Here is a 26170-nt window from a genome sequence, read left to right on the forward strand (position 1 = left end):
CCGTCGTCGCTGTCCTCGGCCGTGCTCTGGGCGGGGGGGGGGAGCTTGTCGAGGGTCTGGTCGGAGAGGGAGTCGATGGGGCGCGGTGTGGTGCGGGGCGGGGGGGGGGGGGGGGGGGGGGGGGGGGGGGGGGGGGGGGGGCAGGCGCGGCGGCCGAGGAAGAGGGGCCACCTTGGGGAGTTCAGGGCGGTGGCGCATGCCGCGAGCAGTTCGGCGTCGTGGGTGGGGCTGCGGTCGGGCGGGGTGGTGACGGCGACGGTGAAGGCGGCGTCGGCGAGGTAGTGGCGGTGGCTGAGCAGGGTTCCGGTGTCGCCGGATCGTTTGCCGCCGTCTGCGGTGGTGACGGTTCCTTCCGGGGGCAGGCCGCCGCCGACGGTGTGCAGATCCCGCATCGGCACGCCGGGGCGGTCGACGCGGACGGTCACGGACAGACGGGCGAGGTCGCTGACGGATTCTCGCCGGGAGCGTCCCGGCGCCGCGGCGCACCGCTGTCGCCGAGGCCAGAACACCTACCGCGACCTGGTCCACGCCTTCCCCGAACTCGCCGCCACTCCAGGCGGCGTACGGCTGTTCCGCCGTCGCTTGCGACCGGTGCCGGCAGTGCGCGCAAGGCGACTCGGCGTCCCCTGGGGCGGATCGGGGTACCGGGGGCGTCGCCGGCGTCCCAGCAGACCGCGCGGAGTCGGACGTCCCAGGACGCGTTGACGGGCGCTCGGCGTCTGGCCGGCCGGACGGTGCCGGTGGCGGCGTCGACATAGAGCCAGCCCGGGTAGGACGGCGTGACCTCGGCGGGTTCACGGAATCCCGCGCCCCGCCGGTAGGCGTCCACAAGTGAGCCGGCTGAGCGACAGTCAAAGTCGCCGACCCCAGGACGACAACAACCGCCGCGGCACCGCCACCGGGGTGGAGCGGCTCGTCGAGCGTGAGCCAGCGCTCAGAACCTCGGACATAGCCGCCCGGCTCGCTGGAGCCCTTGCGGATCGGTTCGGGCACCGGTCGGTGAGCCGGGCGGCGGGGGGCTCGGCCACGGAACACCGGACAGGCCGAACGGGAGAACTGCTCAGAACGACCAGAGATACGGCGAGCTGACGGTTCCGCCGGTCTGCAGGCCCGCGCCCTGAGTGGTACTGACACTGACCTGCGCGCTCGCTATGTAGCGGTTGGTGCTCGCGACGCGCGCGATCACGGTGAGCACGCTGCCCGTGTTGCCCACAGCCCCGGTCAGGGTGCTGCACTGGCCGGGCTGAACGAGGATGATGCTTGAGCTCAGGACGTAGTTGGTTGCGAAGCCCCCTGAGGAGCACAACTGCAACTGTCCTCCGGGAACGGACGAAGCGGACGCCGACCCGGCTGTGCAGAGAATACCGCCGGCGGCGAGCACGGCAGCCGCGGCCATGCCGATGCGAGTTCTGGTCACGTATTTCATACTTCTCCTGGTGTCATCGTGTGGTCGTCGTCATTCTCTCGCCGACGCCCAGTGATCATTCCAGTCGATCCTCGTCAGAAGAAGGCCCGTTGGTACTCGATCATCGGGGACCGAACGGGCAGGACTATGCCCGACCAGGGTCAATTCTCGGGTTGACCCGGGGGGTGCCACCTATGTGTTTGGCCAAGGTCGAAGGCAAATAGGTTCGTGTAGTCCGAGGGTGGGGCCGAGCCGCGGGGGTGCGCATGAGCGATGGCCAGGCGACGATCAAGCTCACGAGTGACGAGGTGCTGGCGCTGTCGCACTGAACCCTTTCCATCGTCGGGCTGAGCTGGCCGGACGCAGGGGGAGGACGGCTTTGACGAGGGCGGTGATCCTGGTGGTAGAGCATCGGATCGGTGCTTGCGCACGAGTCGTCAATTCTTGAGGGTGGCCATGGCCTGCTCGACGAGCGCGCGGATCTTGGCGTGGGATCGGTTCACGGCCTGCTGACCGGCGGAAAGCGAATGCCGGCGCCCCCAGCGCGGGATGCGCGCTGTGCCGTCGGTGCCTCGGTAGCCCTCGTCGATGATGCCGTGTTCGCGAGCCGCGCGGATGTCGTAGACGGCTCCGGGCAGGCCGGTGAGGCCCACAGCAGTCGGCCGAACGGATCGGTGAGGACCAGCACGTTCATCCGTGCCTCTTGTGCTTCCCGGAGCGGAAGGGCTGGTACGCGGCGACGCGGTCGATCGGCAGATGGGTGCCGTCCGAGCGCGAACGCCTTCGCCACCACGCCGTCGCCCCCTCTCTTGCGCGCCACCGCATAATTCCCGCCCACCTCATCCGGCAGGTCCGCCACGCCCTGCCCATCGTCCTGAGACGTCCGCGTAGGAGCCGTTCCCCCCTCTCGTGGCAGCCGCTGCAAGAAATGTCGCGAGCCGCGCACGGAAAGTCGTAGAGCGGACCGCACCCGTGTGAGTCGATGGACGCCGGGGGCGGCCCCGCGCCACGCACGTCCGCATCCCCGTTCGCGAAGGTGTCCGAAATCCGTCCGGATCCACAGCTGCTCGCAAGCTTCTTCCGGACGCGCCTCGGAAGCTGACTTCCTCTCAAGGTACGGAGAAAAGGAATGCAAATTCACGGCGCGTACAGCTCCAACTACACGGTCACAGTGCTCGATCGGCTGCAGGCCAAGGGGCAGCACGACGCCGTGGTCGCCGGCGATCGGCGGATCAGCGGCACCGACGCGACCAATATGGTCCTACGGTTCTCGGCAGCCTTGCGCCGAGTAGGGCTGAAGCAGGGGGACGGCGTGGCGCTTCTGTCGGGCAACTCCCCCGAAGCACTTCTGTTGTGCCTTGCTGTGCACTTTTCTGGTTGCCGGCTGGTGTTCGTTCCGCCAGAGCCCGGCGCCGGCGAACTCGCCGCCTACATCCGTCAGGCAGATGTCGCCACCTTGGTCTTCGACCCGGTCTTCGAGCCTTTGGTGGACCGTGTCACCCGACTGGTCAGCATCCCGCTGTATCTCAGCATCGGGCCGTCGCAACTCGCGTCCGATTTCCTCGCCGAGGTCCCGGACACCACCGAGGCGTCAGCCCGGGACGCCGCAGACACCCGCCATGTCACCACACTGCTCTACACCGGCGGCACCACCGGGGCACCCAAACCGGTCACACACAACCGTAATTACTACGCGGCTTTCGTCCGGGCATCGACAGGATTCTCCAGCCGCTCCCCGGAGCCTCGAACACTGATATGTACGCTCACAACGCACAGCAGCGGCCACAATGGCGCGGTGAACGGGTTTCTCACCGGGCAGACCATTGTACTGATGAAATCGTTTCAGCCCGCTTCCGCTCTCTCCCTCATGAAGAGCGAAAGTGTCACTTCAGTGGTCCTCGTCACACCCATGCTCTACGAGTTGCTCGACACCCCCGAATGGGCGAACACCCGCTTCCCGGCACTGGAAAAGCTGTACTACACCGGCGCGCCAGCTGCCGCATCCAGGTTGCGACAGGCCGCCGTACGCTTTGGCCCGGTGCTCCACCAGGTCTATGGCGCGTCGGAAAGCGGTGTGGTCACCGTGCTCGGCCCGGAAGAGCACGACGTGACTCGACCCGAGTTGTTCATGAGCTGTGGGCGTCCGGCGGCCGGTGTCGAGGTCCAGCTCAGGGACGAGGCGGGTGCGCCCGTTCCGGTAGGAGACGTCGGTGAGCTATGGGTACGCAGTCCCATGGTCATGACGGGCTACTGGAAGGACCCCGAGCGCAGTGCTGAGGTTTTGGGTCGCGGCGGATGGTTCCGGAGCGGAGACGTGGCCCGCCAGGACAAGAACGGCTATCTCTACCTGATCGACCGCGTCCGCGACATCATCGTGACCGGTGTCACCGCGGACAATGTCTACTCTCGTCTCCTGGACGATTTCCTCCTCTCTCTCCCGAACATCAAAGATGCGGCGACTATCGGTGTCCCCGACAACGACGGGATGGAGCGCGTGCACGTCGCGCTGGTGCCACGAAATCAGGCCGAGCAGCCGGATTTCACAAAGCTGACCCGGCTGATCGTCGACGAACTGGGCGCGTTGTACGCGCCGGCATCCTACTCAGTGGAGGCCTCTCTTCCTCGTACTCCCGTCGGCAAGACCGACAAGAAGGCCCTTCGCGCAGCCCTGCTGGCAAGTGGCGACGCGACTGCAGAAGCAGCCGAGGGCGTATGTCGCCGGCACGGGACTCATCTCGGGTAGTACCTTCAAACGCGTCGATCGTGCGGCTGTCCCGTGCGGGTCCATGGTGGCGAGCAGCTCTGTGGAGCCGGCAGGCAGAATCGGCACGGAGACCCGCCGGGTGATCAGGCACCAGGGAGGAAAGGTGTGCCGATGACACAGCCCACAACCGTGCTCCGCATGGACTCACGGGAGCAGCTGCGGCTAGCGGCTCGCGCGAGCTACGCCTCCGCGGCGGCCGCCGCAGGACATTCCTTCCGCGGCGAGCTGGTCCTGCAAGAACTCGGGGGGTCCGTCAGGCTGACGAGGGCCAACTGCGACTCACTGAGCATCCGCCGGGCGGACCACAGGCAAGACACACCGCTCGACGATTTGATGCGGTTTTGTATGCATGTAAGGGGAGAAGGCAGTCTCCTCCAGCATGGCAGACGGACAGAAGTCCGCAGTGGTGAGGGCGTTCTCTACGAAGCGCGCAGGGCCTGGGAACTGGAGTTCCCGAGCCGCTTCGATTCACTGACCCTCCAGTTCCCGCGGAGCCTGATGCCACGGGACCTGCAGAACGTCACAGCACGCTGCGCACAGCCCGTCGACACGACGTCGACTGCAGCCCGGCTGGCAGCCGGCTTCCTCGGTCACCTGCACTCGACTGCCGCCGGACTGACCCCTCGGCAGCGCCACGACGCCGGCATGGCCGCGGTGAACCTCGTGGCGATGATGATCCGCGGCATCGCTCCAAGCCCGCCGGCGGACGACGGATCCGATGCGGTGCTGCTCCGCATGGTCCAGTGCTGCGTCCGTCGGCACTTCAGCGACCCGGCTCTGACGGTGGTGGAGTTGGCTCGACGCCACCATATCTCTCTGCGTCGGCTCTACTCGTTGTTCGAGGGAGCGGGGACCACCCCGAGCGCCTGCATCCGCAAGGAGCGGCTCCGCGCGGCCGAGGCGCTCCTCGCGGACCGGCGGTACCGCGATCGGACGGTCGCGCACGTTGCTGAATCAGTTGGCTTCGCACAAGTGCGGACCCTGGAACGGCTGTTCCTGCGCGAACACGGCGTGCCACCGGGCGAATGGCGCCGCCGCCACATGCTCCGCGACGACTAGGAAATGTCGCGAAAGTGCTGGTCACAGCCACTTGCAGCCGCAACACCGACGGGGTCCGATCGGCATTGCCGAAGGATTTAGTCTTGGCGAGTGAAGATCGCCGTCATGACCGCCGGCTCGCACGGCGACGTCGCCCCGTTCACCGGACTGGGGAACGGACTTGCCCGGGCCGGTCACGATGTCGTCCTGGTCACCCACGCCCGGTTCGCACCACTGGCTGCTGAGGCCGGCCTGGACTTCCACCCGTTGCCCGTCGACCCCAGGGAGACACTCGCGTCGGAGGCCGGCCAGAGCCTGCATCGCAGCACGACGGGAATCGGCAAACTGGCCCGACTCATCCGGATGACGCGCTCACTGGTGGGCGACATGACCGAAGAGTTGATCAAGGCCGCCGAGGGCTGCGACTTCGTCTTGGCCGCCAGCCCTGTCGCACCGCTGTGTCACAGCATCGCCGAAGCCATGGGACTGCCCAGTATCGGGACCTATCTGCAACCGCTGGCGGCCACTGGGGAGTTCGCGCCTCCGGTCACGGGTACTCGGTCTCTCGGCCCGTGGGGCAACAGAGCCGCGGGGCTCGCCGTCGCCTCGGCGGTGGAGGCCTTGTTCGCCGACGCGATCAGGACCGTCCAAGCACGCTTCGGTCTCCCCAGGACCGGTACGCAAGCGCGACGTCGGCTTCGCGAGCGACGGGACTGGCCGATCCTGCACGGTTTCAGCCCTCTGGTGGTCCCCCGCCCCCGCGACTGGCGTCCCAGTCTCACCATCGCCGGGTACTGGTGGCCCCACGAGGATCCGGGCCCGATGGTCCCGGCCCTGGCCGACTTCCTGGCAGCCGGTGCCCCTCCGGTCCTCGTCACTCTGGGAAGCGCGACCGTACCTGACCCTGATGCCGTGAGTGCCCTGATCACTGGCGCGTTGCGCGACGCCGGGCTGCGCGGTGTCGTACAACGGGGATGGAGCGGACTGCACGCCGCGGGCGATGACATGCTCACCGTGGATTCTGTGCCGCACCACTTTGTCTTCCCTCACATAGCCGCGGTGGTTCATCATGCGGGGGCCGGCACGACGGCGGCCGGTCTACGGGCGGGCATACCCGCCGTGCCGATTCCCGTGCAGTTCGACGAGGGCTTCTGGGGCGCTCGGCTCAAGGCGCTGGGCGTGGCGCCTGCGGTCCTCCCGCTGCGGAGGCTCTCCAGGAGCGCACTTACTGCCACCCTCGTACGCGCCACCACGCGGAGCGCATACCGAGATCGGGCTCGGCACCTGGCCCCGCGGATCAATGCCGAGGACGGAATCGCACCCGTCCTGCACGCCATCAGCCGCATAGCCGACGAGACAGCGTGACCGAGCGAACGACGTGCCTGCTCCGGGGAACGGAACAGGCACGATGATTGACCATTTGTACCTCCGGTACTCTCCCGATGGCAGACGTCAGTTCAGTCCCCACTAACGTCAAGCGAGCACAAGCCGGTCGTTCGACGCACTCACGCCAGGAATACACATGCACGCGCCTGACCTCCCCTCGCAGTCGGCAATCGTGATCGGCGGCGGTCTCGCCGGAACGACGGCTGCGCTCGTCCTTGCCGAGGCCGGCCTGGTCGTCACGCTCGTCGAGGCCCGGCCGCGCCTCGGCGGCCTTGCCTTCTCGTTCAAGCGCGGAGAACTCACTGTCGACAACGGCCAACACGTGTTCCTGCGCTGTTGCACCGCATACCAGTGGTTCGTCGACCGTATCGGCGCACGCGATCTGGTCGTCCTCCAGGAGAGACTGCAGGTCCCGGTCAAGGATGCGGCCAGCGGACGTACGGGCACGATAGGGAGGGTGGGGCTGCCGGTCCCGCTGCATCTGGCACCCAGCCTCGTGCGCTACCCCCATCTGTCTTTCGGCGAACGCCTCTCGGTGGGCCGTGCTGCGCTTGCGCTGCGCGGGCTGGACCTGCACGATCCCGCGTTGGACGGCACCGATTTCGGCAGCTGGCTCACCGCTCACGGCCAGTCCTCACGCGCGGTCGAAGCGCTGTGGGATCTGGTCGGCGTCGCAACCCTCAACGCAGCGGCGGGCGACTGCTCGCTGGGGCTGGCTGCCATGGTCTTCAAGACGGGGCTGCTCTCGGAGCCCGGTGCCGCCGATATCGGCTGGGCCTCCGGGCCCCTGGGACAGTTGCACAACGACCGGGCCCGCACCGCGCTGGACGCCGCCGGGGTGCGTACCATCCTCCGCGGCCGGGCAACCGAGATCGCTCGTTCGGACCGGGCTTGGCAGGTGACCATCGAGACGGCTCCTGGTCGCCGGGAAGGACTCACCGCGGACATCGTGGTGACTGCTCTGCCTCAGCGCGAAACCCACGGGATCCTTCCTGACGGCGCCCTGCCGGACCCGGACCAATTGCTGCGCATCGACGACGCGCCCATCGTCAACGTCCACGTGGTGTATGACACGCGTGTACTGGACGTGCCGTTCCTCGCAGTCGTCGGCAGCCCGATCCAATGGATCTTCGATCGCACCCAGGCCTCCGGCCTCACGGGTGGGGGCCAATACGTGGCGTTGTCACAATCGGCCGCTCAGGAAGACGTCAACCTTCCCGTCGCCGAACTGCGTGCCCGCTACGTGCCGGAAATCGCGCGCGTACTGCCTTGTGCACGAGGAGCCGGCATCCTGGACTTCTTTGTCACCCGGGAACGATCTGCCACGTTCGCTCCCACACCCGGGGTCGGAGCGCTTCGCCCGGGGCCCGCAACACGCCTGCCCGGGCTGTTCCTGGCGGGGGCCTGGACGGCGACCGGCTGGCCGGCAACGATGGAGAGCGCCGTACGCAGCGGTCTTGGAGCAGCCCGCGAGGTGCTCACCACCTTGGAACTGCCCTTTGGGAGCGACGTCCTGCCCACCCCGTGAACCGAGGTGCGCACGGCTGAGCATGAGGGCGCTGGGGCTCATGTGGCAGGAGAGCGCCGACAGTACTCCTCATCCGGCGAACACCGCTCGGCCGAACTCCACGGCACCATTGCCGTGAGAAGCGGCCCTTCGACGACCCCGGCGGACAGGCGTCCGCCGACGAAGTCCGCGACGGCCTCCAAGGCCCCCCACACACCGCCGGCTCTTCGGGCTGATCCTGGCGATACTTCTCCACGGCGTCCCAGAGAGGGTTGGAATCGACTGCCTGCAGGAATGGATCATGACCAGGCGAGAACGACTCGCGCGGGTGCCCGTCCGTCCAGTGCTGCAGCACTTGCAACCCCTCGCGGTCGAGCGAAATCACCAAGGTCTGCGTCCCCTGGGAGAGAGCGCCAAGGACCCTTGGCATGGCGCTCTGCAGGCCGTGAGCCTCGAAGCCGAACGCCCAGTCTCCCAGGAGCCCGACGCTCAGGACCGACGTACCGGGCGTCAATTGACGAGCGCTCCTCCGTTGCGGAAGAGCAAGGAGCCGAGCCGACGAGGGGACGACCCCGTAGCGTCGCAGGAGCTCCTCGGGGGTCAGGCCCTGCGTGAAGGTGAGACAGCAATCCTCATACCAGCCTACATCCATCCCCACGGCTGCGCGGACACAGGCGTCATTGTTTCCCCTGCAAGGTTTCACATGAATACGGGCCACTTGGAGGAAGCTCCCGGAAATCCGGCTTGTGGGTGATCCCATGCGGTGGGCCGGGGCTCTGTGAGGATAGCCTTGGCCGATACGCGGGTGCAATGCGCGCCAGCCGGGCACGATCCGCGTCTGCAGAACGGTTCCCCTTTCTCCTCCCCCTTCTTCCTTTTGCGTCCCAGGTAGGGGATCGACCGCGCAGACGGGCATGGCGCCGTCGCGAAAGCAAACCGCACTACCACCATGTCCCCCGGCCGGAAGACCGAGGGACATGGGTTCAGGGTTCAACGGCCCGCACTACATGACCGGATTCCTCACGCCGGGACCACGTAGGGGAAATGAGGGGTACGCAATTCCGCGGAAGTGGCCGGAGTCAGACCCGAAGGCACCGGCATATTGGTGACGAGGGAAAGCATGGCCTCCGGCGCGTTGTCGGCCAGAGCGCGGCCGTTGCGGGTCGCGAAGCCGAAGGATGCCGGCGTTCCGACCACGTACGGCAGCACGTCCGGGAACAGCTGCCCGGCCACCGTCCGGCCATACCCGTCAGGATCCGCCGAAGTGCCCGTTGCCCGCACGACAGCAGCCACCTGTCCGGCGATGGGCTCGGCCGCCGCGGCAACGTCCTGCGACGGGTGGCGCGTGTTGGCGGGGTTGGAGAAGTCGGTGTCGCCGGGCCAGAAGATGGGCCACATCATGGGGTTGCCGGCACGGTTGATCTGCCGCCAGCCGCCGGCGTCCGTGGCGAGCTTGGTGGCGCACCATACCCCGATGCGGGTACCGGCCTTCAGTTGGGGATGAGTGTGCGGGACTTCGAGGACGATCGTCTCGACGGACGTGCCGGTGAAACTGTTTTTGGCCTTCTCCGGGCGCCAGGACGACAAGTCCACCGCGGTGCCCTTAGCCACTGCGCCGTTGACGATCGACAGCAGGTCGAGATCGATGTAGAAGGAGTCCGCGATCCGGCCGGCCCACACGCGGGTGCCGCCCGCCTCCGCGGCCTCACCGGTACGTCCTTCGAGTACGAACTCGCCTTCGGCGCCGTCCTCGCGGGCGTCCGCGCCGGTCAGGGTGTGCAGCCGCAATGACTGCCGGCCGTCGGCATCGGGCTCGCCGAAGGAGAAGCGGTACGTGAGGGACTCGAAGTCCGAGCCGTCCACGTGCACCTTGAATTCATAACGTGCCTCGTGGTGGAAGCCGGGCTCCGCGTAGACACCCGTGATGTTCGAGTTGACGTCCATGACGAACACCGTGCTGCCTTCGCCGGAGAAGACATAGAGGTCGTCGATGTACAGCTGGCCGTTCTGGGCGGCCAGTGGGGTGTCGAGGTGGTGGGACATGAACGGGGCTCCCGTGGTCTCGGTGCACAACATCGAATGCGCGCAGAGCCAGGGCGGGCCTGGCCGTGTTTTTGGAACGCGCGGATGACGAGATCAGTCTTGCTGTTGCCCGTGAGCGCAGTCCATGGGGAAAACCCCACATTCGCGCACGCGGTCTCGAGTATGCGGCTCGGATACGGATAGATCCTGCTCCTTGTCGGCAATGAACAGCCGGAACAAAGAAGAATCACACGTATGGCCCGTTGCCGGACGAAGCCCTGCGCCCATAGCGGGCCGCGTCAAAGGCGGCCAGCGGTCACCCGGCGCTCCACGGCGTCCTGCAACGGCGGCCACGGTCGTCGGCTCACGGCAGCGGCGGGACAGGGCCGGTCAGGCTACGTCTGCTGTTCGCTCGACGCGGTCGCCCGTGGGTGACGAGATGACGCCGAGGACCTCCCAACCGGCATGTCCCGGTGGCTTGTGACCTGACATCATGACTGAGAACAGTGAACCCAACCCCCAAGAGTCATGGCATCCGCGTCCTGTGATGGCAGGAGCTGCCTCGAGCCGGAGATCGTGTCGTACCGCGGGATGACACCGACCGCGAGGATCACCCGCTGGACGACAGGATCGGGGCCGGCCGGTTCCTAGCGTTGGTGATGCGGCGTCCAGGAGGGCGCCTGACTGCCGACGAAGGGCACACCGATGATCGAGGCACGGCATCTGACCAAGAACTACGGAGAAAGGAGTGCGGTGGACCGGCTGGACTTCACAGTGAAGCCCGGTAGCGTGACCGGCTTCCTGGGACCCAACGGCGCGGGGAAGTCCACCACGATGCGCATGATCGTGGGGCTGGACACCCCGACGAGCGGAAGTGTGACCGTGAACGGCCGCCGGTACACACGGCACAGGACGCCGCTGCAGGAAGTGGGCGCTCTGCTGGAGGCGAGGTCGATCCACCCAGGACGTTCGGCCTTCAACCACCTCAACGCCCTCGCGCTGACCCACGGGATTCCTCGTACCCGGGTCGAGGAGGTCATCGACCTGGCCGGGCTGAGCAGCGTAGCGAAGAAGCGGGCCGGCGCCTTCTCCCTCGGCATGGGGCAGCGGCTCGGCATCGCTGCAGCGCTCCTCGGCGATCCGGAGACCGTGATGCTGGACGAGCCGGTCAACGGCCTCGACCCTGAAGGTGTGTTGTGGATCCGCAATCTACTGACGCAACTTGCGCAGCAGGGTCGAACAGTATTCGTCTCCTCGCATCTGATGAGTGAGATGGCCCTCGTGGCGGATCATCTGATCATCGTTGGCCGGGGGCGCTTGCTGGCAGACACAACCGTGCAGGATCTGGTCCGCGAGGCGGGCGGCGACACCGTGCGCGTGGTGACGCCGGAGCCAGCACGATTGCGGGAACTGCTGGTCGGGCCAGGCGTCGACGTCACCGGGCAGGTCGGGTCGGAGGAACTGCAGGCGGCAGGTCTCACTCCGCACGAGATCGGGACAAAGGCGGCGGAGCACGGAATCCCGCTCTTCGAACTGAGCCAGCGGACGGTGTCGCTGAGGAGGCGTTCATGGAGCTGACCAGGGAAACGGTGGAGTACCACGGCAGCACGGCCGGACACAGCACCCTTGGGAGGGCGGCATGAGTTCCCTCAGCACCGCCACGGGCTCCGGGCAGAAGCCGAATACGCCGTCCCGGCCCCGCTACAAGGTGACCGGATGGCGCGTAGTGGGTTCGGAGTGGGCCAAGCTGTGGTCGCTCCGCTCGACGGGAATCACGCTGGTCCTTGCCCTGCTCTTCCTGCTGACCGCCGGCATCTTTGCCAACTACCAGTACCACTCGACCTACAACGCCGGCCATGTGGACAGCGACTTCGCCCACTCCACAGCCGTCGATCTGTCCCTGTTCGGCACGCCCTTCGCCCAGTTGGCCATCGGTGTACTCGGCGTCCTGGTCATGGCCGGGCAATACTCGACCGGCATGATCCGCTCCACGCTGGCGGCGGTGCCGCGCCGGCCCTTGGTACTGTGGTCGAAGGCAGCGCTCTACGGTCTCGTCGCCCTACTGGTCTCGACAACCGGAACGTTGCTCTCATTCCTTCTCAACAGCCCCATGGTCTCCGGTACCCCGGCTGCGAAGACCCTGCTGGACCCGGGTGTCCTGCGCTGCCTGCTCGGGGCCGGGCTCTACCTCGGTCTCGTGGGTGTCATCAGCATCGCCCTGGGTGCGCTGCTACGGTCGGTGGCAGGCGGCATCTCGGTCCTGGTCGGCGTATTCCTGCTGGTTCCGGTTCTGGCCCAGCTGCTGCCCAACTCCTGGTAGGACAACGTCGCGTCATACCGACCCAGCAACGCGGGCGAGTCCGTCTTCGCCCTGACGCACGACGCCTCGGCTCTGTCTCCCGGGACCGGCCTGGCGGTATTCCTCGGCTGGACGGCGCTGGCGCTGGCGGGCGCGGCCTGCCGGCTGACCCGGAACGACGTCTGACGGCGTGGAACACAGGCAGGTGATAGCAGTGAGCATCGACGACACAGGTTGTACGGGCAGCCTGGTCACCCGGCTGAACATCGTCAGCCAGCAGCTGCAGCAAGCAGACGGCGCCCATCCCCGGGTGCTGGACACCGCCGTGGTCGTGCTGGCCGTCCTGACGCTCTGCCTGCCGGATCTCCTGCCTGTGGACTCCAGCGACAGCGGCCCGGACAAGCTTCATCTCAGCCTCACCGAACTGCCCTTGGCTGCGACCCTGGCATTGCAAGCCGGCTTGATGCTTCCCCTGCTGTTGCGCAGGCGGAAACCACTGATGACCTTCGCTGCCATCACCACCGCATTTGTGCTGCAGTGGTCCCTGGACGTCGGCTTGCGCGCGGATCTCGCGCTCTTTCTCGCCTTGTACAGCCTTGCCCTGCACGGAAGGCTCCCTCAGCTGCCGTGGGCCTGCGCCGTCACGGCGGGCGCCATGGTGCTGGTCGCGCTCCGCCTCTCCCCGATCGTGTCCCCAGGGGACGCGCTGTTCTTCCTGCTCAGCGCGGTGACTGCGGCGATTGCGCTCGGACTCGTGATCAGGATCCGCCGGGCGCAACTCGCCGGTCTGAGAGAAAGAGCAGAACAGCTGGAGATTGAGCGCGACCAGCGCAGCAAGTTGGCAGCCGCCGCTGAACGAGCTCGGGCCGCCCGGGACATGCATGACATCGTCGGCCACAATCTGGCCGTCATCGTCTCCCTTGCCGATGCCGGCGCGTACGCGACCGACAGCGCTCCGGATCGCGGCAGGGAAGCGCTGAATCTGATCGGTGACACAGGCCGCCAAGCACTCGGCGAACTGCGCAGGGTGCTCGGCGTGCTGCGCGAGCCGAGGAACAGCACATCACCGGAACCCTGCTCAGCCCGCAACCAGGCATCACGGACATCGGCGTACTGTGCGCCAGCGTCCGAGCGGCGGGCCCCGAAGTCACCTATCACACGTCAGGTGACATGGACAGATTGAACACAGGAGTTCAGCTCACGGTCTACCGCATCGTCCAGGAGGCCCTGACCAACACACTCAAACACGCAGGCACGGACACTCAGGTCGAACTGTCCATCCGCGTCGAGGACCGTCACCTCGATATCCTGGTACAGGACACCGGCCCGCAGGTCGTGACCGACCCGGCTCACGACGAGGGACAGGGCCTGGTGGGTATGCGTGAACGCGGCATCGCTCTACGGTGGGACCGTCCAAGCGGGGCCTGCGGCCCATGGGGGCTGGCGTGTGGAGGCAACCTTGGACCTCGGCTTCCAGGTCGTCGCGCCATGACCACTGTGCTCATCGTCGACGACCAGCCCCTCCAGCGCTTCGCCTTCCGCCTGCTGCTGGAGTCCGTTCCCGAGACCGACGTGCTCGGCGAAGCGGCGCATGGGGCCGAGGCCGTTCGTCTGGCCGCGGAACTGCGCCCGGACGTCGTCCTGATGGATATCCGCATGCCAGGCATGGACGGTATCGAGGCCACCCGTCGCATCGTCGCCTCCGGCAACCGCTCCCGCGTCCTCGTGCTGACCACCTTCGACCTCGACGAGTACGTCCACGAGGCTCTCCGCGCCGGAGCGAGCGGGTTCCTCCTGAAGGATGTGCGGCCCGAGGAGCTGTTGGCGGGCATCCGGGCGGTGCCGCCGGCGACGCCGTGATCGCTCCCGCACTGACCCGCCGCCTCCTCGACGAATACGCCCAGCGAGTCCCGCCGCCTGCTGACGGTCCGGCCCACAAGGCCCGATGGAACGCCCTGACCGAGCGGGAGCGCGAGATCCTCGTCGCCGTCGGCAAGCGGTGGACCAATGGTGAGATCGCCGCCCATTTCGTCGTGACTGAGTCCACCGTCAAGACCCATGTCCGACGTATCCTCGCCAAAATCGGTGCCCGCGATCGCATCCAGGCGGTGATTTTCGCCTACGACCTCGGGCTCGCCCTCCCCAGGACGCTCAAGCAAGGGGACGCGACCGCACCTACCTGCACGGCTACACCGGTCAGCGAGCCGCCCGAAGCGCCGTGAAGGCAGGAGCACACCCTGACCACGGCCAAGCCCATGCCAGAAGGACGTAACGGGCAGCATTCGTATCGGTTGGTACCCCACCCGCCGGTGGGACCCCGATAGCCGGCACGTACCTCAGTATGCTGTCGTCGTTGCCGATAGGCGCTGCCCACAGTGAGGCGCGGCAGCCGGCAAGTGCCTGGTTGGCGCGTGTGTGCGCGGGCGCGTACAAGGCGGTCCCGCGCAAGCTCACGAACGGCGGCGAGCGGTAGAACCACATTATCCGCGAGGATACAGATTCACGTCAGGAAATTTCAGTGCTCGATGTACGGTCGCCCCAGGATTCCGCATTTGTCACATTGCTGCGTGACAGCTACGAACGACTACTGGGTGTGCACTGATACCGTCATTCGTCGGGCATGAGGCGCGTGCGAGTTGGCTGTATCACGATGCCCCCTTCGGCCTGCTTGCACAGAATACGTCCGACGAACCAGAATTCGTCTACGCGAATGTTGTGGCACAACGATTGTTCGGGTACTCCTGGGAAGAGTTCTCCGGTCTTTCGTCCCGGCTTTCCGCCCCGGCCTCGGACCGGGCCGAGCGGCAGAAAATGATGGATGTCGTCCGGGCCAAGGGATACGTCGACGGCTACCGTGGGCAGCGTCGGTCCAAGCAAGGCAAGCGATTCTGGATCGAGGACGTCACGATCTGGAACCTCAGCGACCGGAGCGGCCCGATCCAGGGGCAGGCAGCACTGATTGCCACCTGGTCGGACGTGGGAAAGACCACCGTCGAACACAACTGAGTTCGCCGGCCACACCATGGCAGATGATGTCGAAAACCTCATCGCGAAAGAGAGCGGAGCAATGGAAGCAGGAACGTTGGACTTCGAAAGCACTGTTTTTGACAAGGAGTACGTGACCTTTGCGGGTCGACGGGAAGCCATCGTGCGGGGCGGGCGGCACCTGTTCGAGCGACTGCCGGCGGCCTTCGAGGGGGTTCGCCAGCTCGGCGTGATCGGCTGGGGATCACAGGGGCCGGCCCAGGCACAGAACCTGCGGGACTCCCTTGGTGACGCGGTCAAGGTCGTCGTGGGCCTGAGGAGCGGTTCCTCCTCTCTCGACGCAGCCCGTGCCGCGGGGTTCACCGAGGAGGACGGAACCCTGGGTGAGATGTACGAGGTGATCGCGGCATCGGACATGGTCCTCCTGCTGATCTCCGATGCAGCTCAGGCAGAGCACTACCGTAAGATCTTCGACAATCTGCGTCCGGGAACCACCTTGGGCCTGTCGCACGGATTCCTGCTGGGGCATCTGCTGGACATCGGTGAGAGGTTCCCTGAGGAGGTGGACGTCATCGCGGTGTGCCCCAAGGGGATGGGCCCCTCGGTGCGAGCCCTGTACGAGCAGGGTGCGACGGTCAACGGTGCAGGTATCAACGCCAGTTTCGCTGTCGAGCAGGATGTGACCGGTCGGGCTCTCGAACGGGCGCTGGGATGGTCGGTCGCCCTGGGCGCGCCGTTCACCTTTCAGACCACGCTCGGTTCGGAGTACCTGTCCGACCTGTGTGGAGAGCGCGCGATACTCCTCGCCGGTGTGCACGGCATCGTGGAGAGCCTCTACCGCCGGTACCGTGACCACGGCTTGGATGCCAAGCAGGCGTTCCGGCATTCGGTCGAGTCGGTCACGGGCCCGATATCGAAGACAATTTCCAAATCCGGCTTGATCGGAGTGTACGAGAAGCTCGACGATCAGGAAAAGGAGATCTTCGCCACGGCGTATTCTGCGGCCTATCCGGTCGGCCTGGAACTCACTGCTGAAATCTACGACGAAGTAAGCGCCGGCAATGAGATCCGCAGCGTCATCCTCGCGGGCTGGCGATCCGATCGCTTTCCCATGGGCAAGATCGATCAAGCGGACATGTGGCGAGTCGGTGAGACCGTACGGGCCGATCGCGCCGTGGACAGTGACGCCCCGCTCGATCCCTTCACCGCCGGAGTCTTCTGCGGGGTCATGATGGCTCAGGTCGACATCCTGCTGGAACAGGGCCACCCCTACTCCGAGATCGCCAACGAGTCGGTCATCGAGGCGGTCGACTCCCTCAATCCCTACATGCATGCTCGAGGCGTCGCCTACATGGTGGACAACTGCTCGACCACAGCCCGGCTCGGAGCCCGGAAGTGGGCACCCAACTTCGATTACCGGCTCACCCAGCAGTCGTACCCGGCTGTGGATGACAAGGCTGTCGACCCGGCTCCGTTTGAGGCGTTCGAAGGGCACCTCATCCATGAGGTGCTCCGCGTCTGCTCGGAGATGCGGCCCTCGGTGGATATTTTCGTGGAGTGAACCGCTCAACGGTTCGACGGCCGGAGCGCAACCGCGTCCCGGCCGCCGAACCGTCTCGGCTCCCGGATGCCGACGGCGATGCGGGAACGCTAGCCGGCGGGGCGGATGTTGTGGTTGACGCGGAAGAGGTTGCGGGGGTCGTACTGCCGCTTGACGTCGGCCAGCCGTGCGTATCGGACGGCTCCGAAGTGCCGACGGACGTCGGCGGCGCTCGTGGCGTCGTCCGGGCCGACGAAGTTGGTGACGTTCTGCTCGCTCGCCCACGGCGACAGGGCGTGCACATACTTCTTCAGAGCGTGTCTGAGATCGGCTACGGGGTGGTTTTCCGTAGTGGGCGGGGGCCTTGGCGTACGGTGGGTCGGCCTCGGGTGAGCCGACGGAGTATCACGTCGGTCATGGCCCAGCGGATCATCGTTTCGGAGTGTGCCGGGTTGCGTTCGTAGTCGCAGGCCAGGCGGCGGCGCATCGTGATCCACGCGAAGGTGCGCTCCACCGCCCACCGCTTGAGCTGGACCTTGAAGCCCTGTTGCCCGGGGTCCTTGCGGACGATGTCCAGGGTGCAGCGCAAGACCGTGGCGCACCAGTCGACGAGCCTGCCTGCGAAGCCCTGGTCGGCCCAGATCCTGGTCACGGTGGGGTGGTCCAGGCGGGTCCACAGCAGGGAGCGCCTGGCGCCGTCGCGGTCCTGGACGTTTGCGGCCAGCATGTGCACGGTCAGCAGGAGGCCGAGGGTGTCGGTGACGATGAAACGTTTGCGGCCCTTGGTCTTCTTGCCCGCGTCGAAGCCGCTGGTGGCCTTTGGGACGGTGTCCGCGGCGCGCATCGACTGGGAGTCGACCAGGCCGGCGGACGGTTCCGGGTTCCGGCCGTCGTCCTGGCGGACCTTGACCCGCAGGGCGTCGTGGACCTTCTCCACCGTGCCGTCGTCATGCCACCAGGTGAAGTACCAGTACACCGTCGGCCAGGGCGGGAAGTCCTTGGGCAGGTACCGCCACTGGCACCCGGTCCGCGCCAGGTACAAGATCGCGTCCACGATCCGGCGGCGCGGGTGCTTCTCCCGCCGCCCGCCCTTGGTGCCCGTCCTCGGCGCGGGCAGCAACGGCTCGATCAACCGCCCACTGCGCATGGGTCAGATCAGACGGGTAGCCGTCCCTACCAGCACTCACGCACCGCCCAACGAGCCACCCGAATGGCCGACACGACGGATCTCAAACACGCTCTCAGCTTGACTCTGTCGGTGATCTTGGTGTTCCTCGGTGAGGCGGGCATGCTCGGGCTGTTCCGAAGGCTGATGCAGCTACCGAGGTGCCCGTTGTCGCTCCGTTCCCGTTCCGGTGAGCAAGTCCCGTCTCTGACCGCGCGGGTCGCGCGGGCGAGCAATCCTGGCGGTACGACGGCGATATGGGTACGTGATCGCCTCGACGGGCTGTGGAACGATGAAGACTTCGCCGGCTGGTACCCACGTGACGGTCGTCCGGGCCTGTCACCCGCCCAACTGGCCACCGTCTGTGTGCTGCAGTTCTTACTCGGTTTGTCGGACCGGCAGGCCGCCGAGGCGGTGCGCTGCCGCATCGACTTCAAGTACGCCCTCGCGCTGGAGCTCGATGACCCCGGCTTTCACCACAGTGTGCTGTCCGACTTCCGGGAGCGCCTGGCCGTGGGCGACCGTGCCGACCGGCTCCTGGACCTCCGCGCTGGCCCGACTCAAGGACGCCGGGCTCGTGCGTGAACGCACCACACAGCGCACCGACTCCACCCACGTCCTGGCCGCAGTCCGCGACCTCACCCGGCTGGAACTGGTCACCGAAGCGGTCCGCGCCGCGCTCGAAGAGGCAGCCCGCACGGCCGGACACCTGCTGGCCGGACTGGTCGACGAGGACTGGGGGCGCCGCTACGGCCGCCCGGTCCGCCTGGGCAAGAACCCCACCCGGCCCAAGACCCGGATCCTGGCCGCCGGCAGCGACGCCTATCAGCTATTGGAGCGACTCCGTCCAGACGGCTCAGGTTACCGACCCGGCCCGCAAGCCGAAGCCCTGCGGCAGGTCATGGTGCAGAACTACTACCGCGACCAGGCGGGCCGACTGTGCTGGCGCACTGCCGACGACGGCGGGCTGCCGCCCTCCTCCTCCGCGATCGTCTCGCCCTACGACACCACGGCCCGCTACGTCCGCCACGGCCACATCATCCGCTGGAAGGGGTTCGCCGCACACGTCACCGAGACGTGTGACCCCGACAGCACCAACGTGATCACGGACGTGGCCACCACCTCGGCCGCCACCAACGACGGCCAGGCCCTGCCCGGCATCCACACCCGCCTCGCGCGTCGCGAGCTGCTGCCCGGTGAGCACCTGGTCGACGGCGGCTACACCTCCCTTGTCCACCTGGAACGCGCCGCACGCGAACACCAGATCACCGTCAGCGGCCCACTACCGGGCAACCCCACCAGCCAGCACCGCCGAGGCGAAGGCTTCGACCGGGACGACTTCCACATCGACTTCGACCGCCGGCAGGTCACCTGCCCCCAGGGCCAGATCAGCGCGGGCTGGCACGGCCCCTACCCGACCTCCTCACCCACCGCCGCACCCCTGATCGTGGCCCGGTTCACCAAGAGCCAGTGCCGCCCCTGCCCGGCCCACACCCGCTGCACCACCACCGCCGACAGCGCCCGCACCGTGGGCTTTCCCCCACGAGAACTCCGCGACCTGCAACTCCGCGTCCGAGCGGACCAGCAGACACCCGGCTGGAAGGCCCGCTACGCCGTCCGCTCCGGAGTCGAGAGCACCATGAACGAGTTCGTCCATGGACACGGCATGCGCCACTGCCGCTACCGAGGACAGCCCAAAGCCCACCTGCAACACGTCCTCACCGCCATCGCCGTGAACATCGAACGACTCAGCAGCGCGTCAGAGGCAGGGAAACCCTCATCACCGAGACCGCCGACCGCCTTCCAGACCTTCCTGGACCACAACGAGATCCCCCGGTCGAAGTCCTGGCGAACCCTCGGCACCTGAGCCCAAGCAACCAAGATCACCAACAGAGTCAAGCTCAGGTATTCGCCCAAAGGAGGCACTTCGTCCGGGCTGCCGACACCGAGAGCGAAGGTGATGAACGGCAGGCCGCGCGAGGCGACCGCGTTGGGCACGGCGGGTTCCTCGTCCAGTGCACCGCCCAGAGCCCGCAACTCCACCAATGCCAGTGGACAGCCGGAGTCCGCGTTGGTGAACGCGATGAACTCGGCGAGCGCGTCCGCGCCGAACTCCCGCAGCCCCAGGCCGCCTTCGACGTACGGCAGCGGCTCGGTCGGGGCGCAGTGGATCTCAGCGAGCTGCTCGTAGGGCCGCTCGGTAAGCGTGTCGAGGATGGGACGGGCGGCCCCTCTCAGGAGGCGACGAGTTTGGCGCCGTGCTCGGCGGACCCCAGGTGGCTGAAACGCACGTGCAAGACAAAGGCCCCACGCAGCGGATCCGGGAGTTGCGGCAGGTCCGGCAGCCGTTGGACGGCAACGGATGTGGCCGACTCCCGTCCGAGGGTTGCCTGCCAGTCACGCCAGACGCCAAGCACTTGCGCAGAATTTTCGCCGCCGAACCACAGGCCGCCACCCCAGAAGCGGCTGACGGGCAACGCGCCGAACTCCATCTCGGTGACGACACCGAAGTTCCCCTTGCGGCCCAACATCGCCCAGTACAGGTCCGGGTCGGATTCCGGATTAACCCTGCGCTGCTCGCCGTCGGCAGTGACGACAATCCATGGCCTGCACGTGGACGGCCGCGTAACCGGCGCTGCGTCCCCGCCACCGAGCATGTACCCGACCACGCCGACGCCCGGCGCCGTGCGGCGCGAGCCCGTACCGAGCGGCCGCCGACGGCACCTCGCTCCACCGCGCGCCTGCGCCGACCGCGATGGTCCGGGTGGCCGCCCGGACCGACACACCGCTGAGCCGACAAGTGGTGATGAGCACCGCCTCACCGGCCTCGGGCAGCACCATCTGGTGGCCCTGGTTCTTCACCGCTATGGGCGCTCCCACTCAGCGGCGAACCGGACCGCAGCGGCAACATCCACCGCGTTCTCAGCCCCGACGGCGAGAACCGGTTGCACGACACGCAGCAGGTTGAAGGCATCACATTCCTGGAAGAAGCCGGCGTCTCTCGGGAGCAGCACCGGTCCGCGCACCTGCGCACGGAGCTCACTGACACCTTCGTGTGAACCGCTGGGTACCGGTCGAGTCGGGAAGGTCGTTCGTGATCACAAATTTCGTGGAAGAGTTTTCCTTGCGGGCCGAGATTGCCCGCGGCGGGTCTCAGTGCCCCTGCCTCATGATCGTCTCGGCGATTCGGCGGGCGTCACTTGACCAAGGCGTCGGCGTCAGCGTGGTCCGGTCGAGGCAGACGATGGCTCGTGTGCCATGTGCGTAAGTAGTGGCGCCGTCAAGGGAGCAGAACCGGAAACCCGCCGTCGCAGACGTCGTTCCGAGACGGTCGATCCACAGGTGCACGGCATAGGTGCCGACGAGTGTTACAGGAGTTTCGTATGTGATAGTGAATGCCTTGATGACGTTGAAACTGTCGCCCTCAAGGCCTGTACGGCCGCCGATACCACGGTCACGCCAGAACGTGAACCACGCGCGTTCGACGAGCGTCTGGAACCGGCCGTTGTACAGCAATCCCATGGCATCCAGATCGTCGAAGAATATCTCCACAGGAATGAAAATCCCGACATTTCCGGACTGAGGTTCCGAGGGCAGAGTAGCGGAAGGCATGCTTGGTCTCCCAGAAGTAGAGAATAAGGTGAAGGTTTGTCTCTTGTATCACTGTCCGGACCCGGCAGTGTCGGACGCAAAGCCGTGGAGGACGTCCTGGTTCAAAAATTCCAGAAACGCCGTGAGCACCGGCGACGGAGCCGGCGCGTTACGCCATACGATTGCCTTCGGGTAATTGACAGGCGGTTGGAGCGGCAGCACGCTCAGTCCCTGGCCATGCGTGAGGGCGCAGTGGTCGCGTGCTGACAAGGAAATACCGACCCCGCTCCCCACGAGTGCTGTGTGAAGGGCGACATCATTGGTCGCATAGCTCACGACGAGATCGGCTCCTGAATTCCTGAAGGCTCTCTCGATCCATGACCTTGCGCTGCTGTCGGGGCCATAGGTGATCAGCGGCTTCCCGACGAGTATGTCCAGCGGAATGCTCTTACGAGAGGCAAACGACGAGTCGACTGGAACGACTGCGACGATCTCTTCCTCGCGCAGCGCAGTGCTCTGGAGCCCTGGAGGCAGCGGCTTCGGCGGCAGGGCAACAACAGCCGTGTCCAGTGTCCCCTGGCTCACAAGGTCGATGAGTGCGGAACTCTGACCGCCTATCAGTCGCACCGTGACGCTCGGGTGAGCGTAGCGGAAGGCGCCGATAAGGGCCGGCAGAGGGGCGTACTCCACCCCCTCGACCGCACCCAAAAGCAAGGGGCCGGTAAGCCGTGCCTGCCGGGACTCGAACTCTGACTTCAGCGCCTGCACCGATGCCACCGCGTTGTTCGCCAGCGGCAGCAGCACCCGCCCGGCCTCCGTGAGCCGTACGCCGTGTGAATTCCGCTCGAAGAGCCGCTCTCCCAATTCATGTTCGAGCAGACCGATACGGTGACTGACAGCCGACTGGGCGACCTGGAGCCGCGCCGCGGCGCGCGTGAAACTCTCCTCCTCCACCACCGCAACGAAGAAGCAAAGAGTGCGCAACTCCATCGATGTTTCCTCGGCTTTTCCTCTGGTCATCGAGTGATATGGATCTGCAGGCAGGGAACCTGCTTCACCGCCGCCGCTGTCCACCCGGGCGCGAGCCCGGCCGAGCGAAGGCGGTCAGGATGTGCCCGCAACAGCAGAACGCTGGTCAAGGCACAGCGCCACTGATCAGCGCCGCGATGAAAGGAGGCCGGGGACCGCGAGCGGCTTCGGAACCGGCGGACTCATCGCTTTCGCCTCTGCCGAGGGTGGTTCCGCCGGGTCGCACGGCCGGAGCATCTACGGTCCCCGCTGTGCCGGGCGCGCCGGCCGAGGCGGGAAGCCCGGCGGAAACCGTCGGTGGAACTGTGTCACCAACAGCACGTGCGATACGGCTGCCGCTCATGTGCACCACATGTGCTCCCCGCCTGAGCGGAGCGGGGAGCAACGGGGTTTCGCGGCCTACGAGAACACACAGCGAAGGTGCCGGCGGAATGCGCGGTGTCAGCGCCGTGCAGGCCGAAGCGGTCCGGCGCCCACACGGGGTCACTCGGGCAAATACGGCGAGCATGGCACCCCCCTCCGCAATGTTGACGGCGTTAACTCGCGGCAGCAGTCTGATCCATCGTGTTAACGGTGTCAACTCCCGGCAGGATGGAGCTATGAGCTCAAGCGAGAACCGTACGTCGTACCACCACGGGAACCTGGCAAACGCCCTGGAAGAGGCCGGCATCGGACTCGCCCGTGCTGGTGGGCCGGATGCTGTCGCACTCCGCGAAGCCGCTCGCCGCGCCGGCGTCTCGGCCACGGCCGCCTACCGGCACTTCGCGGGCCAACAGGATCTGCTGGAACGGGTCAAGCAACGCGCCCTGGCCATGCTAGCCGACCAGATGCGTGCCGCCTTGGTCAAGGTACCGCAGGTCGGAGAACCGGGAGACATCGCGATCGCACGCCTCTACGCAGCGTGCTGGGCATACCTCGGCTTCGCCCGTGACGAGCCGGGTTGTTTCGCCACCGCCTTCCGCCGCACCAAGGCCGAGGCACCACCCGACGACGGCGGAATGGTCGGTGATGACGCGTTCCGGCTTCTGGGCTCGCTCGTCGACGCTCTCGTGGACACGGGGCGCATGGCGGAGGAGGACCGTCCAGGAGCGGACTTGGCCACCTGGGCCGCGGTCCACGGTGTCGCCGTCCTGCTGCTGGACGGCCCTCTGCGCCACCTGCCCGCTGCCGCGCAGAACGCCGCGGCCGAACGCACCCTGGACACCATCGTCAACGGTCTTACCAGACGTGGCCGCGCTGTCTGACCAGAAGCCGTGCCGCACACCGGCGAGCACAGCCAGGACGACCGCGTCCGCCGGTGGGATCAGATCACCAGAACAACTTTGCCCACGGCCTGCCCTTCTTCGAGGACCCGATGGGCCCGGGACGCCTCCGTGACCGGGACGACGGTGTCAATGACAGGACGGATGAGCCCCTGTTCCACCAGGGGCCACACCTCATCCCTGACCGTGCTGACGATGCGTGCCTTTTGCTCGCTCCCCCGGGCCCGCAGCGTGGTGGCCGACACGCTGCCGCGCCTTGTCATCAGCGCTGCAAGATCGAGGCTGGCCGGTGAGACGGATCCGCCGATGATGACAAGCCGGCCGTCCGGCGCCAGGCAGTGGACATTGCGATCAAGATAAGGGGCGCCGACCACGTCGAGGATGACGTCCGCCCCGCGCCCTCCCGTCGCCGCGAGCACCGCGGCGACGAAGTCCTCCTGGCGGTAGTTGATCGCCTCATCCGCCCCGAGGTCTCTCGCGCGGTCGGTCTTCCGGTGGGTGCCGGCGGTGGTCAGCACGCCCGCGCCGATCGCCTTTGCCCATTGGATCGCGAACGTGCCGATACCGCTGGTGCCGCCGTGCACGAGGAAGGTCTCACCTGCGCGCAGGCCGGCTCCCATCCCGACGTTCGACACCACGGTGCAGGCCGCCTCCGGGAGTGCCGCGGCCTCCTCAAAGGTAAGAGTGGCGGGCTTGGGCAGGACCTGAGCGGCGGGCACGGCGACCTGTTCCGCGTAACCACCGCCGTTCAGCAGCGCGCACACCTCGTCGCCCACAGCCCAGCCGTCAACGCCTTCTCCCAGGGCCCTCACGACTCCTGCGCACTCCAGACCCAGCAGCGGGGAGTCCCCGGTGGGCACCGGGTAGGCTCCCTGCCGCTGGAGAATATCCGCGTTGTTCACGCCGCTTGCCCTGACGTCGACGAGAAGTTCTCCCGGCCCCGGTGCGGGCGTGTCAACGGAGGTCCAGTGCATCACCTCGGCAGGCCCCGGAGACGGTACGACGATCGCCTTCACTGCGTCACCCATTCCTGTTCTCTACGCCGACAACGGACGACGGCACCGGCGAGTCACCCGTCCGTGGTCCGTTCGGCAGCCGCCACGTCCAGGACGGATTCCAAGCTCCTGAAGTACTGGTTCGTCCATATTTCTTCATATACGGCCGACGGAGCCGACGGACACGCCTGCCGTGCGCTCCGGGCCGTTGGGTACCGATCACAGTGGACCCCGCGTACGTGAATTCCGCATGACATGAACGTGCGATGTCTCCCGCAGCGCGAGAAACGCGCGAAGTGGCCGTGAGGGGGGTGGCGCCGTGCGCCACACCAGCGCCTTCTCGAACCTCAAGGGCGGGTCCAGCGGCAGGGCGGTCACTGTCCGGGTCTCCACCAGCGCCTGATGACTGCGCACCGCCAACGCCACGCCGATGCCGGCCTCGACCAGGGCCACCTGCAATGCGACATCATTGGTGGCGTAGCGCACCGCCAAGTCGAGGTCCGCGGCCCGGAACACCTGGTCGAGCCACGGCCGAATTCCGCTGTCCGGCGCATAGGTGACGAACGTCCTGCCTCCCAGCATTTCGACGGGAACCTTCTCGCGCGCGGCCAACGGCGCGTCCGTCCGGACGACTACGACGATTTCGTCCTGCAAAAGCGTCTCGCTGCGAAAGTGGACCGGCAGGGGCCGGGTGGGCAAGGCCACCACCGCGGCGTCCAGCGAGCCTGCTTCGACCCGGGCAAGCAGGTCGGCGCTCCGCCCGTCCCTGAGGTGAACGGTGACGCCGGGGTACCCGTCATGGAACGCGCCCAGCATGGCCGGCAACGCGGTGTGTTCTACGCCGTCGACCGTTCCCAGTGCAAGCACACCAGTGAGCAGCGCCGTACGAGAGGCGAACTCGGCGGTCAACTCCTCCGCCGCGTCAAGCGTTTTGCGGGCGAGTGGCACAAGAGCCCGGCCGGCCTCTGTCAACTGTACGGAACGCGTACTCCGGTCGAAGAGCCGCTCGCCGAGTTCCCGCTCGAGCGAGCGGATCTGCTGGCTGACGGCCGGTTGAGCAACCAGCAGCCGGTTGGCGGCACGCGTGAAACTCTCCTCCTCCGCCACAGCAACGAAGAACCGCAGGCTGCGCAGTTCCACGACTCATTCACCTGCCTTATCAGTGCTATCAGAAATCGATCT

General features: G+C 66.8%; 21 protein-coding genes and 6 pseudogenes. 14 read left to right on the forward strand and 13 right to left on the reverse strand.

What is annotated here, in order from left to right; genetic code table 11:
- The 3 genes and pseudogenes from cas5e to BLR33_RS32750 all read right to left on the reverse strand — a co-directional run.
- On the reverse strand, positions 1–509 hold a 509-nt coding region (gene cas5e, locus BLR33_RS32740), incomplete at its 3' end, for a type I-E CRISPR-associated protein Cas5/CasD (protein ID WP_093788458.1).
- 551 nt (positions 510–1060) lie between these two features.
- Positions 1061–1426, reverse strand: a complete 366-nt coding sequence (locus tag BLR33_RS32745) for a hypothetical protein (RefSeq protein WP_093788410.1) — start codon at positions 1424–1426, stop codon at positions 1061–1063.
- 273 nt (positions 1427–1699) lie between these two features.
- Positions 1700–2173, reverse strand: a pseudogene (locus BLR33_RS32750) (transposase family protein); the annotation flags it as partial.
- A gap of 361 nt (positions 2174–2534) precedes the next feature.
- Here BLR33_RS32750 and BLR33_RS32755 point away from each other — a divergent pair.
- The 4 genes from BLR33_RS32755 (at position 2535) to hpnE (ending at position 8121) form a co-directional block, all read left to right on the forward strand.
- On the forward strand, positions 2535–4148 hold the full coding sequence (locus tag BLR33_RS32755; protein ID WP_093788412.1) for an AMP-binding protein: 1614 nt from the start codon (positions 2535–2537) through the stop codon (positions 4146–4148).
- A 159-nt stretch (positions 4149–4307) separates the two neighbouring features.
- Positions 4308–5228, forward strand: a complete 921-nt coding sequence (locus tag BLR33_RS32760) for an AraC family transcriptional regulator (protein WP_176930727.1) — start codon at positions 4308–4310, stop codon at positions 5226–5228.
- Positions 5229–5318: 90 nt separating this feature from the next.
- Positions 5319–6572, forward strand: coding sequence for a glycosyltransferase (locus BLR33_RS32765; protein WP_322987221.1), 1254 nt, complete (start codon positions 5319–5321; stop codon positions 6570–6572).
- Positions 6573–6729: 157 nt separating this feature from the next.
- Positions 6730–8121 carry a hydroxysqualene dehydroxylase HpnE gene (gene hpnE, locus BLR33_RS32770; protein WP_093788416.1) on the forward strand — a complete coding sequence of 464 codons (1392 nt, stop codon included), beginning with the start codon at positions 6730–6732 and terminating at the stop codon, positions 8119–8121.
- Here the strand turns inward: hpnE and BLR33_RS37225 are convergent.
- Positions 8072–9079 carry a DUF6461 domain-containing protein gene (locus BLR33_RS37225; RefSeq protein ID WP_407639753.1) on the reverse strand — a complete coding sequence of 336 codons (1008 nt, stop codon included), beginning with the start codon at positions 9077–9079 and terminating at the stop codon, positions 8072–8074. The two genes, hpnE and BLR33_RS37225, sit on opposite strands and share 50 nt — an antisense overlap.
- Positions 9080–9120: 41 nt before the next feature.
- Positions 9121–10143: a DUF4331 family protein gene (locus BLR33_RS32775; RefSeq protein ID WP_093788418.1), complete on the reverse strand. Its 1023-nt coding sequence runs from the start codon at positions 10141–10143 to the stop codon at positions 9121–9123.
- A gap of 684 nt (positions 10144–10827) precedes the next feature.
- On the opposite strand from BLR33_RS32775, the pseudogene BLR33_RS32780 reads away from it, so the two are divergent.
- The 7 genes and pseudogenes from BLR33_RS32780 to BLR33_RS32805 all read left to right on the forward strand — a co-directional run bounded on the left by BLR33_RS32780 (position 10828) and on the right by BLR33_RS32805 (position 16967).
- Positions 10828–11765: pseudogene (locus tag BLR33_RS32780) on the forward strand (ATP-binding cassette domain-containing protein).
- Positions 11762–12607, forward strand: a pseudogene (locus BLR33_RS32785) (ABC transporter permease). The pseudogenes BLR33_RS32780 and BLR33_RS32785 overlap by 4 nt, the downstream one beginning before the upstream one ends.
- Positions 12608–12635: 28 nt before the next feature.
- On the forward strand, positions 12636–13604 hold the full coding sequence (locus BLR33_RS32790; RefSeq protein WP_407639754.1) for a histidine kinase: 969 nt from the start codon (positions 12636–12638) through the stop codon (positions 13602–13604).
- A pseudogene (locus tag BLR33_RS37230) lies at positions 13592–13702 on the forward strand (hypothetical protein); the annotation flags it as partial. The gene BLR33_RS32790 and the pseudogene BLR33_RS37230, both read left to right, overlap by 13 nt.
- 207 nt (positions 13703–13909) lie before the next feature.
- Positions 13910–14565, forward strand: a pseudogene (locus BLR33_RS32795) (response regulator); the annotation flags it as partial.
- A gap of 445 nt (positions 14566–15010) precedes the next feature.
- Positions 15011–15427: pseudogene (locus BLR33_RS32800) on the forward strand (MEKHLA domain-containing protein); the annotation flags it as partial.
- A 16-nt stretch (positions 15428–15443) separates the two neighbouring features.
- On the forward strand, positions 15444–16967 hold the full coding sequence (locus BLR33_RS32805; RefSeq protein ID WP_245771824.1) for a ketol-acid reductoisomerase: 1524 nt from the start codon (positions 15444–15446) through the stop codon (positions 16965–16967).
- A gap of 89 nt (positions 16968–17056) precedes the next feature.
- Here the strand turns inward: BLR33_RS32805 and BLR33_RS35490 are convergent, their stop codons facing one another.
- Positions 17057–17248 (reverse strand): BBE domain-containing protein, encoded by a 192-nt coding sequence (locus BLR33_RS35490; protein ID WP_176930721.1) that lies wholly within the window; start codon positions 17246–17248, stop codon positions 17057–17059.
- Between the two features lie 29 nt (positions 17249–17277).
- Positions 17278–18093, reverse strand: coding sequence for an IS5 family transposase (locus BLR33_RS32815; protein ID WP_245771825.1), 816 nt, complete (start codon positions 18091–18093; stop codon positions 17278–17280).
- A gap of 63 nt (positions 18094–18156) precedes the next feature.
- Here BLR33_RS32815 and BLR33_RS36575 point away from each other — a divergent pair, with 63 nt between their 5' ends.
- A complete protein-coding gene (locus BLR33_RS36575; RefSeq protein WP_245771826.1) occupies positions 18157–18696 on the forward strand; it encodes a transposase in 540 nt (179 codons plus the stop codon).
- Positions 18689–19978, forward strand: coding sequence for a transposase (locus BLR33_RS32820; RefSeq protein WP_245771827.1), 1290 nt, complete (start codon positions 18689–18691; stop codon positions 19976–19978). Before BLR33_RS36575 ends, BLR33_RS32820 begins: the two co-directional genes overlap by 8 nt.
- 367 nt (positions 19979–20345) lie before the next feature.
- Here BLR33_RS32820 and BLR33_RS32825 read toward each other — a convergent pair whose 3' ends face one another.
- From BLR33_RS32825 to BLR33_RS32840, 4 genes are all read right to left on the reverse strand, one after another.
- Positions 20346–20780 carry an FAD-binding oxidoreductase gene (locus BLR33_RS32825; protein WP_176930723.1) on the reverse strand — a complete coding sequence of 145 codons (435 nt, stop codon included), beginning with the start codon at positions 20778–20780 and terminating at the stop codon, positions 20346–20348.
- Positions 20674–20991, reverse strand: coding sequence for an FAD-binding protein (locus tag BLR33_RS37235; RefSeq protein WP_407639755.1), 318 nt, complete (start codon positions 20989–20991; stop codon positions 20674–20676). The genes BLR33_RS32825 and BLR33_RS37235 overlap by 107 nt, the downstream gene beginning before the upstream one ends.
- Positions 20992–21264: 273 nt before the next feature.
- Positions 21265–21723, reverse strand: coding sequence for an acyl-CoA thioesterase (locus tag BLR33_RS32835; protein ID WP_093788426.1), 459 nt, complete (start codon positions 21721–21723; stop codon positions 21265–21267).
- A 48-nt stretch (positions 21724–21771) separates the two neighbouring features.
- Positions 21772–22692, reverse strand: coding sequence for a LysR family transcriptional regulator (locus BLR33_RS32840; protein WP_093788428.1), 921 nt, complete (start codon positions 22690–22692; stop codon positions 21772–21774).
- A 638-nt stretch (positions 22693–23330) separates the two neighbouring features.
- Between BLR33_RS32840 and BLR33_RS35495 the strand changes: the two genes are divergently transcribed.
- Complete coding sequence (locus BLR33_RS35495; protein WP_176930729.1) at positions 23331–23975, forward strand: TetR/AcrR family transcriptional regulator; 645 nt, start codon at positions 23331–23333, stop codon at positions 23973–23975.
- A gap of 59 nt (positions 23976–24034) precedes the next feature.
- On the opposite strand, the gene BLR33_RS32850 is transcribed toward BLR33_RS35495, so the two are convergent.
- Both BLR33_RS32850 and BLR33_RS32855 read right to left on the reverse strand, forming a co-directional pair.
- Positions 24035–25009, reverse strand: coding sequence for an NAD(P)H-quinone oxidoreductase (locus tag BLR33_RS32850; RefSeq protein ID WP_093788432.1), 975 nt, complete (start codon positions 25007–25009; stop codon positions 24035–24037).
- 198 nt (positions 25010–25207) lie between these two features.
- The gene (locus BLR33_RS32855) at positions 25208–26128 is read right to left on the reverse strand and encodes a LysR family transcriptional regulator (protein ID WP_093788434.1); all 921 of its coding nucleotides are present in this window, start codon (positions 26126–26128) and stop codon (positions 25208–25210) included.
- Positions 26129–26170: the final 42 nt, after the last annotated feature.

It is taken from the genome of Actinacidiphila guanduensis (assembly GCF_900103985.1).
Taxonomy (GTDB): Bacteria; Actinomycetota; Actinomycetes; order Streptomycetales; family Streptomycetaceae; genus Actinacidiphila; species Actinacidiphila guanduensis.

Excerpts from the sequence above, each read along its gene's own strand:
- BLR33_RS32745 (WP_093788410.1), bottom strand. The coding sequence starts at position 1,426 with ATGAAATACGTGACCAGAACTCGCATCGGCATGGCCGCGGCTGCCGTG.
- BLR33_RS32755 (WP_093788412.1), top strand. The coding sequence starts at position 2,535 with ATGCAAATTCACGGCGCGTACAGCTCCAACTACACGGTCACAGTGCTC.
- BLR33_RS32760 (WP_176930727.1), top strand. The coding sequence starts at position 4,308 with ATGGACTCACGGGAGCAGCTGCGGCTAGCGGCTCGCGCGAGCTACGCC.
- hpnE (WP_093788416.1), top strand. The coding sequence starts at position 6,730 with ATGCACGCGCCTGACCTCCCCTCGCAGTCGGCAATCGTGATCGGCGGC.
- BLR33_RS37225 (WP_407639753.1), bottom strand. The coding sequence starts at position 9,079 with ATGTCCCTCGGTCTTCCGGCCGGGGGACATGGTGGTAGTGCGGTTTGC.
- BLR33_RS32775 (WP_093788418.1), bottom strand. The coding sequence starts at position 10,143 with ATGTCCCACCACCTCGACACCCCACTGGCCGCCCAGAACGGCCAGCTG.
- BLR33_RS32805 (WP_245771824.1), top strand. The coding sequence starts at position 15,444 with ATGGCAGATGATGTCGAAAACCTCATCGCGAAAGAGAGCGGAGCAATG.
- BLR33_RS32815 (WP_245771825.1), bottom strand. The coding sequence starts at position 18,093 with ATGCGCAGTGGGCGGTTGATCGAGCCGTTGCTGCCCGCGCCGAGGACG.
- BLR33_RS36575 (WP_245771826.1), top strand. The coding sequence starts at position 18,157 with ATGGCCGACACGACGGATCTCAAACACGCTCTCAGCTTGACTCTGTCG.
- BLR33_RS32835 (WP_093788426.1), bottom strand. The coding sequence starts at position 21,723 with ATGCCTTCCGCTACTCTGCCCTCGGAACCTCAGTCCGGAAATGTCGGG.
- BLR33_RS32840 (WP_093788428.1), bottom strand. The coding sequence starts at position 22,692 with ATGGAGTTGCGCACTCTTTGCTTCTTCGTTGCGGTGGTGGAGGAGGAG.
- BLR33_RS35495 (WP_176930729.1), top strand. The coding sequence starts at position 23,331 with ATGAGCTCAAGCGAGAACCGTACGTCGTACCACCACGGGAACCTGGCA.